The sequence below is a fragment of the Chryseosolibacter histidinae genome, assembly GCF_018598225.1.
GTDB classification, from domain to species: domain Bacteria; phylum Bacteroidota; class Bacteroidia; order Cytophagales; family Cyclobacteriaceae; genus Chryseosolibacter; species Chryseosolibacter histidini.
Map to the genome: position 1 here is coordinate 253,841 of NZ_JAHESF010000003.1, position 14,950 is coordinate 268,790.

7 protein-coding genes are annotated in these 14,950 nt (G+C 51.8%); all 7 read right to left on the bottom strand.

Going from position 1 to position 14,950, the window contains the following annotated elements; translation table 11 throughout:
• Positions 1-18: 18 nt before the first annotated feature.
• The 7 genes from KK083_RS04545 to KK083_RS04575 are packed head-to-tail and all read right to left on the bottom strand — an operon-like array spanning position 19 to position 14,948.
• Positions 19-873 carry a phage tail-like protein gene (locus KK083_RS04545; protein WP_254161135.1) on the bottom strand — a complete coding sequence of 285 codons (855 nt, stop codon included), beginning with the start codon at positions 871-873 and terminating at the stop codon, positions 19-21.
• A 48-nt stretch (positions 874-921) separates the two neighbouring features.
• Entirely contained in the window at positions 922-1,767 is an 846-nt protein-coding gene (locus KK083_RS04550; RefSeq protein ID WP_254161137.1) for a phage tail-like protein, read from the bottom strand.
• 51 nt (positions 1,768-1,818) lie between these two features.
• Positions 1,819-3,813 (bottom strand): fibronectin type III domain-containing protein, encoded by a 1,995-nt coding sequence (locus KK083_RS04555; RefSeq protein ID WP_254161139.1) that lies wholly within the window; start codon positions 3,811-3,813, stop codon positions 1,819-1,821.
• 27 nt (positions 3,814-3,840) lie between these two features.
• Positions 3,841-4,887, bottom strand: a complete 1,047-nt coding sequence (locus KK083_RS04560) for a hypothetical protein (RefSeq protein ID WP_254161141.1) — start codon at positions 4,885-4,887, stop codon at positions 3,841-3,843.
• A complete protein-coding gene (locus tag KK083_RS04565) occupies positions 4,884-8,390 on the bottom strand; it encodes a Hint domain-containing protein (protein WP_254161143.1) in 3,507 nt (1,168 codons plus the stop codon). Before KK083_RS04565 ends, KK083_RS04560 begins: the two co-directional genes overlap by 4 nt.
• A gap of 23 nt (positions 8,391-8,413) precedes the next feature.
• A complete protein-coding gene (locus KK083_RS04570; protein WP_254161145.1) occupies positions 8,414-9,943 on the bottom strand; it encodes a hypothetical protein in 1,530 nt (509 codons plus the stop codon).
• 10 nt (positions 9,944-9,953) lie between these two features.
• Complete coding sequence (locus KK083_RS04575) at positions 9,954-14,948, bottom strand: cell envelope integrity protein TolA (protein WP_254161147.1); 4,995 nt, start codon at positions 14,946-14,948, stop codon at positions 9,954-9,956.
• Positions 14,949-14,950: the final 2 nt, after the last annotated feature.

Sequence of the window (14,950 nt, forward strand, 5' to 3'; positions counted from 1 at the left end):
AAAAAGCGTGATTACACATTACAGTTTCATAATAAACGCCAGCGCATAATACGGCGGGCGGTTCTCATGGGCATTTCCACCCCCGGTCGGGTCAATGGTATGGCTATGGTCTCCGGCGAAGGATGTATATTTATCCACGCCGGTTTCGGTATAACTTCCCACAGACTGATCAACACCAGAACTACCTTCGTCTCCCCTGTTCACCTCTCTGACCGTGTGCTGGTGACTGCCTGTAGTATTCATCGTATGGCTGTGTGAAGGCATTTGGGAAACGAGCAACGCTACACCATTGCCTCCACCCTTATCGCCTGGATTGTAAGGTCCGCCGAAGCCACCAACCACTGCCACAGAAGGGTTATCACCTCCGGCGCCAACGATAAACCGTTCGCGAAGGTCAGGGGTGTTGTTAGCACCATTACACAGCGCCCACCCTGTAGGAATAGCAGCTGCCGAGCCTGACCACATGATGATGCCTCCCTGAGGTACAGGCCCGTTGCCCGTGCTGTTCAAGGTGTAATTGTTTGCTGTAACGGTTGCCGCAGTAACTGTACCCGTAACCGAGGCGTTTCCCGTCAGCGATACTGTGTTGCTGCCAGCGGTGCGCACCCATTCGTTGAGCGAGTACCAACTTCCGCCGTCATAGAAATAGAAGGAGCCAAGTGTGGTATCGAAGACGAGAAGTGATCGTGCCGGATTGTTCAACGCAAGGGCTTCACGCTGCGACTGGGTCATACGCGGGATCAGGAACCCCTTATCGTTGGCGGTAAGATCGAGAATGGAAGATGGGTCTGGCGCGGGATTGCCGAAGCCGACCTGCGCTTGTGTTGCAGTCCGGAAAACAACTACCAGCAAGATCAATAAATATGTTCTCATCGCAATTACATTTTAGTATATATCCGTCTTCTCATTTACATTAACCGATCAGGGCAACTTCATTATAAAAGCCAGGGCATAGTAAGGGGGCCGGTTGTCAAAAGGCTGGCCGCTTCCCGTGCTGTTAATAGTATGCGAGTGCGTACCCGAAGAGCTTGAAGTATGTGAAAAATTGAAGCCTGTCTCGGTTGGTCCTTTATCACCCGCGCCAAGCGTATTGGTATTGCTATGGTCACCGTTATCACCGCCCCACTGACCCGTAACGGTATGCGTATGGGCTCCGGCCGAATTCATGGTGTGGGTGTGGGAAGGTAGTTCGTTGGTGGTCAGTGTAACATCGACCTGTCCACCCGTGGCGGTTACACCGTAAGATGAACCCGCGCCAACAATGAACCGGTCGCGAAGGTCAGGGGTACCGTTGGATCCATTGCAAAGCGCCCAACCTGTAGGGATCGAACCAATTGAACCCGACCACATGATGATGCCGCCAGCAGGAATGGGGCCGTTGCCATTGGTATTCAGGGTATAGTTTGATGCTGTCATTGTACCGGTGATCGAAACGCTGCCGCTCAACGATACATTGTTGCTTCCCGCCACCCGGTCCCATTCGTTGAGTGAATACCATTGCGTGCCGATATAATAATAAAAGCCCCCGCGATTGCCATTGTCATTCGCACCCGAGTTGCCTGGCGTCTCAAATACCAGCAGGCCTTGTGCAGGATTCAGAATTGCCTCCCGCAGGCTTTTCGGCATACGTGGTATCAGCAACCCCTTATCATTGGCGGTGAGATCGAGAATGGAAGACGGGTCCGGCAAAGGGTTGCCAAATCCTACCTGCGCATACGCGATGCCCACCGAAATATGAGTGAGTAATACCAGTACAAGTGCTTTCATATCAGGGACGTTTTTTCTATTTCAGAATTCAGATGTTCGACTATAATTTTGTTATTTACCTGTGCGCACCATCACCGGCGTGGATGCCACCACTTCACCGCTGTTGGAATAAGCGCGCACCTGGTAATAGTATTCTGTTTTTTCACTGACGGTTTTGTCTTCGAAGCCTGCATCGGCGATCATTCCCGTTACCGGCTTCCAGGCAGGCTCATCCTGCGAGCGGCGCAGCACCATATAACCCGAAGGTTTGCGTGGCTGAGACCATTCCAGCATCACGGCTTTTTTCCGCTTGTGGTATTTTGCTTCGATCTCTCCAAACGCGAAGTTGAAAGTTTCCTTCTTCGTGAATGGAAAGGGATCCGACAGCTCAGAAGCATTACCACTTTCATCCACGGCTTCGATCTGGTAAGCATAAACACCCGCGGCTTTTACGGTATCACCATATTGAGATGCAGAAGCCCGCACAAGGCTATCGCCGTTTACCCTCATCCTGGCATCACTTCCTTCACGCGACCGGTATACATTGAAGCCTCGCAGATCAGGTTCAGGATTGTCCAGCCACATCACCACTATCGTATCATTGCGCAGCACTATGTTTTTGATCAGCGGTTTTATGGGTGGTGTAACATCGGGCAACCGCGCCGAAACAATTTCTGAAGGCTCGCTTTTGTTGTACGAAGTATCCAGGGCTGCAACCCTGAACATAAATTTGTTGGATGCATTCTTCGCCAGCACCTGCACGTACATTGTATCGGTCAGGGGCTCTGCGTTGACCAGCAGAAAACTATTGTTCTTGTTTTCGGCAATGGTGCGGTATACGTAATACCCTTTGATATCTGCCTCCTTGTTCTTTGCCCAGCGCAACACAAACCTGCCGGTATCGGCTTCAATGGTAAGTTGCGCCGGGGCCTGTGGCGGGATCACGTCCTGCACTTCAACCATGATGGGATTTGAATGGCGCTCGTTGCCCGCTTCGTCAGCAGCCGCCACTTCGTAATAATAAAAGCCCGGCTGTGGAACAAGGTCTGTATAAGATGTATCCGATTTGGCCACCAGCTGCGTTGTGATCTTTTCGAAAGGTCCGTCGCTTTTTGCGCTCCTGTAGAGGTGAAAGCCGGCGAGGTCTTCCACGGGTTGTGTATCCCAGCTGATGGTGGCTTCCTGCACGTTCACTTTTTTCTCGAGGTTCAGCGGAGGTGGTGGTGGTGTGATGTCACCGATGGTGATCTCCACTTTTTGAGACAACTGCGTCTCGCCGCCGAAGAAGTCGAGTCCGGCAATGCGATAATAATAGGTCATGCCTTGCTGAAGGTCCGCATCCTGGTACATCACATCCGAATCAGGCGCACCCTCGGTCTCGGTGAGCACTACAGGGGTCTTATTGATCTTTTTCCAGGTGCCGCTGTCGGGCAGGGCGCTCCGGTAAACGTTGATGCCATAGAATCGCTCCTGCTCTTCGCGCCAGGTCATTTTAGCGGTGGCTTTTTCCAGCTTCACGGTAAAGTCAGCCACGGCAGCCACTGGCCGGTAGTTGCCCACGGTCACGGGATTCGACAAGGCAAGCTCGCTTTCACCGTTATTGTTCACCAGTGTTACACGATACTCGTATGTTTTGCTCCATTGTGCCGTGACATCATCGAATTGAATACCGGCAAGCTTAGAAAAATCGCCGCTCTGAAAACTTTTGGCGAAGAGGTTCAGCAACATGAATCCGTTGTTCTCCATCGAGTTGATGTTGCGTGCCATATCCAGAAAGGTATCGAGGTCGCCATCGCGCTGCAGCAACGGTGCGGGCACGGTACGCTGGGGCAAAATGGGCGTTTTGTTGAGCTTCGTCCAGGTGCTCTCACCGCTCTCTCTGCGATACAGGTTCACACCTTTCGGATAGACAAAGCGCTGGCTGTACCACTTCACTTCCACTATGGCGCGTGCAGCGGAATTGCCACGGGCATTGTGAACGAGAACTTTCGCGGTGGGGGATTGGGCAAAAGCTAAACCTGAGATCAGTAATATCACGATCTGCACACACAATCTGACCGAAGACATTATCGTATTTAAAATGCGCACCATGATCTACTCGCCATTTAACTTGTAAACAAATAAATTATCCGCCATCGCACTGCGCAGGTATAACCTGCCGGCCGAAACAAAGGGCGGCTCGTTAATATCCATGATGGTTTTTTGTGCTGGCAAGGATGAAGCTGCCACTATTTTCCTGGTGTTCAGGTCCATTATTCCGAATGTATTTTTCGGGGCGTATTTGAAAAAGATATGTTTATCGGTGACCGTAAACGCTCCCTCTGTCTCAGCCTTACTCCTGTTAAATTCTTTTTTAAGATTGATCTCTTCTTCTACCACTCCCGTATTGCCATCCACCCTTCTGCACCATCCGTCATATTCAAGGTTGAAGATTTTGTCACCATGGATCGCAAAATTATTCCAACCCCGATGATGCCACTTCAACACACCGGTTCTAACATCAACAGCGATGATATAGCGACAGCTGCTCGCAAATTTTTGCAGCAGCATGATCAGCGTATTTCCGTAACAGGCGGGCTTGCCGAATACCTCAAACGATCCCTCATCCTGCGCATACAAGCCTGTCAACAGTCGATTGAGATTAAGCTGCTGAAGAGTCCGGCCTGATACAGTATCAAATACAAAAACCTGACCCTGGTCATTGGCATCGGCAAAGGCAAAGAAATCGGGGTTCACACAACCATTCAGTTGTGGCATGAAAGCTATTTCCACCACCCACCGGTTTTGAGCTGAGGGCAGGTCAACAGCTGCAAACATGGCCGGTGTGTCATTTTGTTTTCTATAATACCGCAGAACGGTGTTGCCACCGGCATAAAAGCTCTGATAAGCGGGTGGCAGTGTGCTGGCTAGTGTAAGGTCATCCCGGTTCCACACATCTAAAGAAGCAAGCGCCTCTGCGATCACATAAGGCCCGGCGTTAAAAACATCAATTCGCCGGCTGTCGGTATACGTCTTAAGCTCCTTTATAACGCCGTTGTTCCAGTATGCCAGCCTGTTGGAAACTGAAAAAAAGATATCCTCGCCGTTGAGCGCAAAATTGCGTACACCCTCGATCCTATGTATCAAATCAACTTTCATCATTCAACAAGGTCAAAAATTTTCGCAAAATTATTATTGAGAAAATGATCAATGTTGCTATTCTTTAATGTCTGATTTTCTATCTCACCAAACAGCCGTAATTTTTCCGGAGGCAGGTCATCAAGTATACTTTTATGACTTTCCATTGCGGTAGCCACAGCCGATCTCAGGTCACCAAGGGAATTAAAACCCTGTGCATCTTTCTTAAAGAAATAGTAAAAACCTCCCACGTCTTTGCTTATGAGGTAGGCCGAAAATTGCCTGACGAATGATTCATGATAATTGGGTGACATACTGCCCCAATTCTTAAATTCATTGAATATGTTCGTGATGTTACCTTTGGTTGAAACGATGTCTACTACAACATCACCGATGTCGTCAACCTGTGTAGTCACTGTGGCCTCAAAACGGATGACGGTTCCGATCTTATCAGGATTGTTCTTCAATACATCCAGGATAAAAGACCCGCCCACCATCTTCCGGGCGCTTTCTGTCAGCTCCCTCATAAAATCCACAGCCCCTGGCTTACTTGCATGTGTGATAAGAAAGTGCTCCAGGTTGTCCATGAGATCTGCCAAGGGCGACATCCGGGCCTTGCTGAGCGTTCCTGCCTCGTCCTGCAACCTGGCGATCTGCTCGAGCAGCTCTATCCTGGTAGTGATGTTGCGTGTTCCCGTTTGAATAGGTATGTACCTTGCCAGGTTACCGTGCTCCAGGACCTTTGTGACCTTGGCAAGGATTTCCGGGTCGGCCTTCAGGAGATCCCTTCCCGCCCGATGCAGGGCAGCCCATGCGCCAGGAGAAATTTCATTACCAACAATCCTGTTGAACAGGGTTTGATCTGGCATGGCAGCCAGGAAGTCATAAAAGGCCTTACGTTCGGGAGCCGTAAGCGCTGCACTGATAACTTTATTATGGAATATTCTGAAGCTGCTTTCCTGAACAGCATTCTTGATGGTGAGCCAACCGCAGGAATTGTGCACGAGCAGCGCACGTTCGCCGGCAAAATAATTGTGCGCATTTTCAACTTCGAGGTTGTAAACTGTTACGGCGCTATCGTATGTAACAATCGCCTCAACTTTCTTATAGTTGCCTTCAGCCGTTAGAATGCTATCGCCCGGATGCAGGTGTTGAGCCTGGGTATATTCGTTGTTCGCAAACAGCGGGTGCTCCGGTGTGACGAACAAGGCAGCGCCGGCGAGCAACAACCGCGAGATCCTCCTGGCAGTTCTTTTGACCACGCTCACAACTTTATTTTCACATGACGCTCCGGCGTGGTGATCGTACGACAGGATCTTCTGCCCTTTCGTGATGTGCTCGATGTTTGCCCTGGATCCATCGGCAAGTAAAACGGGGGTGCCGGCAGCAAAACAATATCCCCCATCGATATAACATTTCATCACATTGCCATCCATGAAGAACTTTCCTGTTGTGGCTATGTCGTAGTCAACGCCGTTGATGCGTATGGTTCTGATGTCTACAGAAGGCACATCGAGCGGAGGCATGGCGTCTACCACATTATCGATATCGTTGGGTGAAAGGATCAACAGCTTGGCTGCCGCGTCGTAGCCGTCACGCATGGTTCTTGCAGCAGTTTGTGCTGCCCCCTCAACAAGCTCAACCGCGATCTTTTTTTCAGCTGTGATCGCAAAGTCAGCACCCCTGATAAACCCTCTGACAATGGCAGGTGTAACAGCAACAAGAGCCAATGATGTTCCGTATAGGGCAGCGTTGACATAGTCGCCCTGAAAGGTGCAGTACATGAAACCAACAACCTCCGCCGCTGCATCAAGCCCCCAGGGAGAAAGAATGAGGCTGGCTGCATCGATAGCGACCAGTACAAGATCCTGCGGCACCTCGATCAGGGCATCGTCAGGAAGCGGCTCCTGCGCACTGATGCCCTCGGAGAAGTATCTTGGATAAGTTCTTTTAAGATAATTAAAAGCATATGCCTGATGGTACATTTCAATGTATTGCTCTTTCAGGTTATGCGGATGCATCTGCGGATTGGGATTCTTCAATCTTGAAGCAATCTCCTGTTTAAAGTTATCCCATGTGCTTACAGACCTCGACGCCAGGAGCGGGTTATTGGTGGCATAATCCGATGCATTATGGGGATTATAGACCGTGTGGGCCAAATATTCCATGGCCTCCTTATCGTACCAGAAGTTCAGCTCGACAATCGATTCATTATCCGTCTGGTTGTGCTTTGTCGATGTAACACTCAGTACTTTTCCGTCGGCCCGGAAATAATACGAATAGATGACATGGTCCTTGGGTATCTTCGCGAACGCGTTCAAAAATTTGGCATTCCATTCGGCTGCCGTTGCAAACGCAAGGTTCATGGCATTTTTAACGGTTGCATCTGCACTGTAGATCACCGGTTGGATTATTGCCGTTCTATCATTCTCCCTTTCTCCCAGCCACCGGTTCGTGTGCGAGCATCCTATATCCAGCATCAGATAAGGCACGATCAAAAGAATGCTATTACTCCCGTTAAGAAGAGAAGAACCTTCATATACGCTTTGCGCAAACGTAGCCCAGTCTGCGCTGGACATGGCAAAATTCACTTCTTTGTACACCACATACATCTTGAAGCCGCTGTACTTGGCCAGGGTTACAAGCTTATCAGGAATAACCTGACCGGAGAAAACATCGTCCTTGACAAAAGCGAGGTCCCGATCGGCGAACATGTATTCACATCCATTCACTTTCTTCGAGGCGTCCTGCAGCAGGTTCTTAAAACCGGTCAGCGCAGATTCGTATTCGCTTTCACGTATGGTCTGTGTTTGTCTTGTCAATTGTTCGATCGTAACATCACAAGTGATCTCAAACGGAGAGGGTGGAGGAGTCGCTGGCCCTTCGAGTATGGTGATAAACCTTTCGGTGACCTCGCCGATGAACGCTTCTGTTGTTTGCTGTCGTGGCCTCGGGGGAACGGAAGCGAACCTGTTGTACATATCGAAACCAAGCTTTTGGTTCAGGGCATAAGTCGAACCTGCGATGGGTACATAAATACCCTGGGGGTTAGCGGTAGATGTGATATAACCGGTGATCACCAGGGTGGCTATCAGTGAACGCTGATGGGTGTTTCTCAGGCCGAGCGTGTAGGATGCTGAATCCACCTTTAACGGTTGCAACTCATCGCCGCGCTCAAGGTACTCCGCTGCCTCGAACGCCGGCAGCAGGATGATCAGATAGGGTTGTATGCGTCCGGTAAGATCTGTTTTATTGCCACCTAAAAACACGTCGCCCAGCTCGCGCTGAAGGGAGCTCTCCATTGTTGCCGGGATAAATCGTTTCGAATCGCCCAACAGCAGTTTGTGCATATCGATAACATAGTTGGCTTCATCCTGCCTTCCCTGTTCTATGAGCAACGTGTTTTGCCGGATCCGCTCATCGAGGAGCTTTTGCACAAGCTTCCACTGGTCATCGTCTTTCGGGCGGTCTGCGAAACTATTCATGCAGAATCCTACCAGCATTACCAGCAAGAGATTTCTTATCATGAAGAGATTAATTTTCATAACCATCAATTAAGCGCGTTCACTATTTTTTCACTTGCTTTTGCCGAAAGCCATTCCCTGATCTCAGCCCGCGTGGCACCCCGGTCTATCAGTGTATACAACTGCCCCATCTCACTGCCCAACTGCTGCACAATCACCTGATCGAGCTTCTGGTTGACATATTGGGTGGCAAAGGTCTTCAGCTCATCGCGGCCTGCTCCCCTGGCCAGGTCTACGATCAATTGTGCTGCAACCTGCGCAAGGTCTGCTTCAACCAGTTTTATCAGCTTGTCGAAATTATCGGGGTTCAGCAACAGCATCAACGCCAGCTTTCGGATCTCCTTGAGCTCTTCATTCACAAGCAACTGTTTAAAATTGGCGAAGCTCAATATCGATGTTCTGTAACGCTCGTCGTCGGGCGGGGCAATGGTCAGTGCATCTGCCGGCGCCTGTGGCCGTGCTTCTCTTGTAAAGCTTGTCTCTGTGGGAAGGCTTGACGAGGCATACTGTTGCTCCAGCAATGCTTTGAGGCGCTGATAATCCTGGATGGCCTGCAACCTTGCCGCCTGCCTCTTTTCAATAGCTTCGGTGATGGCGCGCTCTCCTTCCGTCAGTAATTGATTGATCACTTCCTGCAGCACCTGCCTCAGGATGTCTTTCCAGTCGAGCGTGAACTCTTTAACTTTTACATTCACATTGATCTGGGTGCTGCCCCGCTTCACCGTTACCCTGGTTATGCCTGTAGCCGTAACCGGGAACTGTGCTGTTCCGTCACTGTTACCGGTAGCATTGGTCCACGTAACGCCTGTGAGGAGTATACCATTCCTGTCAACCGCGCTTAACATGATCGGCTCGTTCGCCCTTTGCCACGCCTCCAGGGTTTGATTATTCAGATACAGCTCCTCGTCGTACTTCACGGCAATGTCGGGTGCATAGGTACTGCCAAAGGTCTGCTGAAGCTTGTCGAGGCCTGCGAAGATCGCCGTGTTGATCTTTGCCTTTCCTTCACGCGGGTTGCTGAACTGCAGGCCATGCAGCACGTCACTCGCCGCTTTGTTGGCGTCCGACAGGCTTTGCGTGATCTCGGGACTTCCCTTGAAAACGATCGTCACCATGTAGGCTGTGTTATTGTTCACAGGTGTGAACAGCACCTCCGTGATCACGTACGGCGCATTCATCACGCTGTACTGCGCGTGAGAAACATCATTCAGCTTTTTGAACAGCCACTCGTTGCTGTACACAAGGCCTTTGGGATAAACATTCACAAACGTGGCGGTCCTGAACTCGGAGAGCTTCACGCTCAGCTCCGGGTTGGTGATGAACGACGCAGCCAGGTCTGCCGCGTCCGCATATTGTTTCAGGTCAACCTTGTCGGAAAGGTCCACGCCGGAGAACATGGTAAAGATGCTTACCCAGTGCAGCAGCTTGCGCACCGTGTTCTTGTCGGGCACGGAGTCTGCCGCCACGGTCTCGTACCGGGGCGCGGTCAACGCCTCCGCAACGCCCTGACTGAAGGCGGAGATACCGATGAGCAGAATGATGATTCTTTTATTCATGAACGTTCACCTAAAGTGGTTTCTCGAATTCCGCGGCAAAATTGATCGATACAATACTTAACAATCGCACGTAACCCTTCACATCGCCCTTCAGCATGGAAGGACTCGGCTCGAAGATGATCATGAGGTTACCCCGCGCAAAAATTGACACCAGGCTGAAGCTTTTCCAGTCGGAGAAGGGACCGAATTTTTTGTAGTTGATCACGATATCCGCCCACAGGTCGGCCCACACACCGGCGCGCAACAAAGCGAAGTCAGGCTTATACCGCACGGCAGCCTGGATACCGAAAGCCACGCCTGCATCCACAGCCACGTTGGCTTTGACAATGATAAAATTGAACGTAGGCGACTTGGCGTAGAGCGAATACTGGATGCCCAGTCCAAGCTCCGCCTCGCTTTCAGAGATGCCGAACCATCCTGTAGGCGACCATCCGTAACAGGTGGGGATGAATGTGATGCGGTCTTCGCGCGAGCCGATCTCCACTTTCCATTTGCCAGGTTTCGTATCAACCAGGATGGAACCGGAAGCGCAGAGCTGGCCGGGCTTCTTAACCTCCACGCGGCCATAGCCGAGAAAGTGTTTCTCGGCAGAGTTGTAGCTGAACCTGAAGATCCCCTGAACAGCGGCGTTCTTATCTACTTCAGATACTTTCGGTGCCGTGCTCATCAGCTGCAGGTCACCTTCGAAGGTGATCACATAGTCGCCGTTCACAGCGGTATTGATCTCGCCGGCAACATCGAGGCGCATGGTTTTGCCACCGTTAGACTTGTCGAAGAACACCAGGTTCATGTACGCGCCATATTTGTTGTTGGCGTCGGGCACAATGGGTTTGCCCTTCTCGTCACGCATGTGGTGATACACCCTGCCCGCAACGCCCACAATATCCGCAGGACCCATGTTAATGGGCGAGGTCAGCGGCTTCGCCCTCTTCGGGATCACATCGCCAAGTTTCACCGATGTTCCGTCAGAAGGCGTGATCTGCGCAAACCAGTACGTGAAGCCGTCTTTTTTACCGTTGATATAGATGGCGTTGAGGTCGAAAGGCTTGGGCACCTTCACCCTGATATCGATGCTGCCGAGCCAAACATCGCCATAGGTAGGCTCGTCGGCGGTATAGTAGGTGAGGCCATTGAGGTCGAGCACTTTGGTGCGCAGCTTCACCGCCACGGGATCGAGCTTAAAAATATCCTTGATGTCGCCGTCCGCTATCTTGGATACAAGCGTAGTAAAATCTACCGGGATCTGGATGCCCACTGCATCGCCGATGAGGTCGTTCGTGGCCTGTGACACCAGCTGGTTTACCTGCTCGTTAACGGCACTGGTAAGTACCGCCGTGGCGCCTGCCCTGATCTCGTTGAAGATCCTGTCCGTGCTGATGCCGCGAACCGCATCGTTGGCCGTATTGTACACCATCGACGAGATGTTCGAAAAATTGATCTGCTCGAAGATGGCATTGGAAACATTGCGCAGTACCGTATCGATGCCCTGCAGCAGTGTTTGAGGCACCTGGTCGAGCTGTGTCCTTCCTTCGAGGGCGTCGATCACGATCTTCACCGACGCCTCGCGGATAAAGGTGTTGATCCTTCCGGCGATCTGATCCTTGATGAGCGTGGTGATGGGCAGACCAATGTTCCTGTTGATGGAAGCCTCCAGCGAAGCGATCACCTCGTTGGTCACCGATTGTGTCACCACATCGGCCAGCGCTGTGATCTGGGGCGAAACATCGATCCTGTCGTTCCTCGTGACATTGATCACCTCCTGTGCCACGGCGTTCACCAGCGACGCCACTTTTTCTTCAACCTGCTCATGGGCGATCACGATAATGGCTTCGATCTCGCGTTCGATGCGGGCATTCAAAGAATCCGCGACAGCGCTGATCGAGTCGGTCAGCGGACTGGTCAGCTCAGTCACCACCGTTTCAATGATCTCCCTGACAAGCTCACGCTGCCGGGGGTTGAGCTTGGCCAGCAGACCGCCACTTGCCGGAGATGCCGTAGGGTCCGCCGGTGTACCTGCAGTAGTGGTGACGTTGCTCGTTGCCTGTTCCAGCGATGTGGTTGTGGGCACCTTTGACGTCAGCTTCGAAAGTGTTTCATTCGCTTTACCTTTGATGGCCTGCTCCTGTTCCTTGAGCTTGTCAGAAGCGTTCTGGCCTACACCGGCATATTGCGACTGGATCTGCTCGAGAACGGTTTGCGGGTTTGTGTTGGACGGATACTGAAACCCTGACGACACTTCACCCGTCTTGGGCAGCAGCGCGTTGGGCATGATGGTGTACACGTTGATGGAGGGCGGTCCTTCATCGCCGGTCACATCGTCGCCGATCAGCGCTTTGGCACAGATCACAAACGAGTAAAGTCCGGAGTTGCTTCCTGCGGCGATGGCATCTGCGGTGATCTCGTAACCACTGAGGGAGCCTTGCAGCTGGCGATCGAGGGCTTTCACACCATTGGGCTTATCGAAGCCGATGCGGTAATCGCCCCAGGCCTTAAAACCTGTTACGCCAAGCGTTGTAATGCCCAGCGAGGGCCACTCGAGGTCTATCACCATGTCGATGAGCCGCTGATCCACAAATACACCGCGCCGTACGGTCAGGTTTACTTCCTGCTCGCCAGCTCCTTTGTTGAAGCTGAACTCCCTGCCGTCGATCTCATTCAGGTATCCCGGGCGAAAACCCTGGTCGGTGACCGGCACTGTGAAGTCGAAATGGTCTGTGGAGCTGAACACCGGCACCAGGATGCCGCCCGTGAACGTGCTGTTGGAAACACTGTTCTTTTCGATGGTGAGCGTCAGGCGTCCGGCGATGCCGTTGAATGAATTGAACTCGAGCCCATCGCTGCTGAAATCTTTCACAAGCTTCAGGTTGGTGCCCTGTGCATCGATCCACGCATTTGTGGCGGCGGCAACATCTCCTTCAAAGACGTGTTTGATATCGTTCTTGAATTTCAGCTGCGAATAGCGGTCTGTAAAACTGTTGTAGTGGAGCTCATACGCATGCAGGTAAACCCCTTTCCAGAAGGCATTGCCCTGCTGGTTTCCGGGGGAGGCCTGTTCCGAAAGATCGATGGTAACAGTAGTAGGGTGAAGATAGATCCGTGTGTTCTCCACCAGTGCCACATCGTTCTCCATGATCACCGGCAGGTTCTCGAAATAAAAGAGCTGGTTGATCCTCGGGAAGGGCACCTTGATCTGCCCGCGTTGTTTGCCTTTCACTTTTTGCGGCAGCTGCAGGTCGCCTTCAAAACGAAGATCGAAGATATCGTTGCTGATGAGAAAATCTGATGCGGGGCTGAGCTGGATCGAAAAATCGTACGGTTCCAGCAGATCGAACCTGTTTTCGTTGCTCAGCTTGGCGGCACCGAGCAATTTGAATTTATCATAGTTGAGCCAGCAGCGTTCCGTTTTTACGTAGGCAACTTCGCCGGTCTTCACCGGATGGGGTAACGCCCACTGCACTTCACCTTCAAGCTCGAGCTGCGTTGTGCTTAACCTGACCGCGCGCGGATAAAATTTCGCTGTGCCGTTCACGGTGTTCTTCGGTTGCAGCGTAAGGGGTGCCGGATTGGGGAGCTCACGGGTGAGCGCGCCCTCTGTCAGCACCCAATAGCTGGCAACACGTCGTAACTTCAGGCTGCGGAAAGGCACTTCAAGGCTGTCGGATAATCCTACCCTGACCTTCGCCACGCCTGAAAAGTTGAGGGAGTCTTTCGAGTCGGCCTGCACCACGTTCACAAGGTGTTTGCCGGCGTAAAAGCTGTCGATAAGCGGTGGGCCTTTGAACTTGCGTACTTCACTCTTCGCCACGGTCTGCCTACCGCTGTACGTGGTCACCTGCCACGCATATTCCGCACCGGGCTTGAGCGGTTTCCTGATCACCACCTGCATACCCTGCACAGAAAGAGTCTGCTGGGTAGTTTCCATGTGCCAGGTGGGATTTGTACTCATGGCTTCCTCCTTGCTCTGGCCATCGTTCAGCTGAACAACGCGCAGCTCGTAAACAAAGGGCTGGTTCAGCAACCGGAGATCAGGCGCCGACCACCGGAAAGATGGAAGCTCATTTTTTTTATATGCTTTATCGTTTTGAGGCGAGGTGAGTGTTGTGTTGGCATTCTCCGGGTAACCGTAGTGGAACCAGCACACCTCGCTTAATCCGTTGTTCTTGAAGAGGTCACGTCCCCCGATATCGCGGGCACGGATCTGGTAGACGTAGGTCTTGCCACGGTCTAACGCCGGGGCTGATGGCGAATAAAGAAAAGAAGTTTGCGTCAGCCCCTGCGACTCGAATATGGGAAGCACCTTGCTGTTCATGATCGCCGTAAAAGGATCGGCGCGCGGGTCCGTGAGCTCATACACCACCAGCTTGTATTCGATGCCTGCCGTGGCGTTGGGCGACATGGAATTGATCAGCTGCCACTGAAAAGGAATATTGAGTGGTATGAACGGATCGACGAGTGACCGGCACATAGGACTGATCACCCGCGGAGGATCGTTGAGCCTGATCCACGCAGAGGCACAGGCAGTATTAGACAAGAGCACACCCGTAGGATAGTCCAGCACCTCGATGCAGAAAGTGTAGTTCCCTTCGGGGAATCTTCCGTTTTGTAGGAACAGCGGAGCACCGGACCCCAGCACTACCATGTTCTTCAGGTCGAGATACTGGGCCATGTCTGCGGCCGACAATGAAACAGAAACACCGGGTGTCACCACAATGGGTTCCGCCGGCATAAAATCAGCACGTGTCTCCAGCTTGAGGTCGATGCTTTCGATGCGCAACCTGAGGCGTACACGCCAGCTGGCTTCCCTGAAATCGTTGAAAACGAAATTGTAACGGAGCAGAGTCGAGCCGGGTGCAAGGTAATCGCTGAAGTAAACAGAATAGGGAGGTGTAAGCGTGGTATTGGCCGTTACAGGGAAACGCTGTTGCGCCGTAGCACAGAAGCTGACGAGACTGAATGCCAGCAGCAACAGGAATGAACTGAACGGTACGTAAACTTTTCCCTTCATAA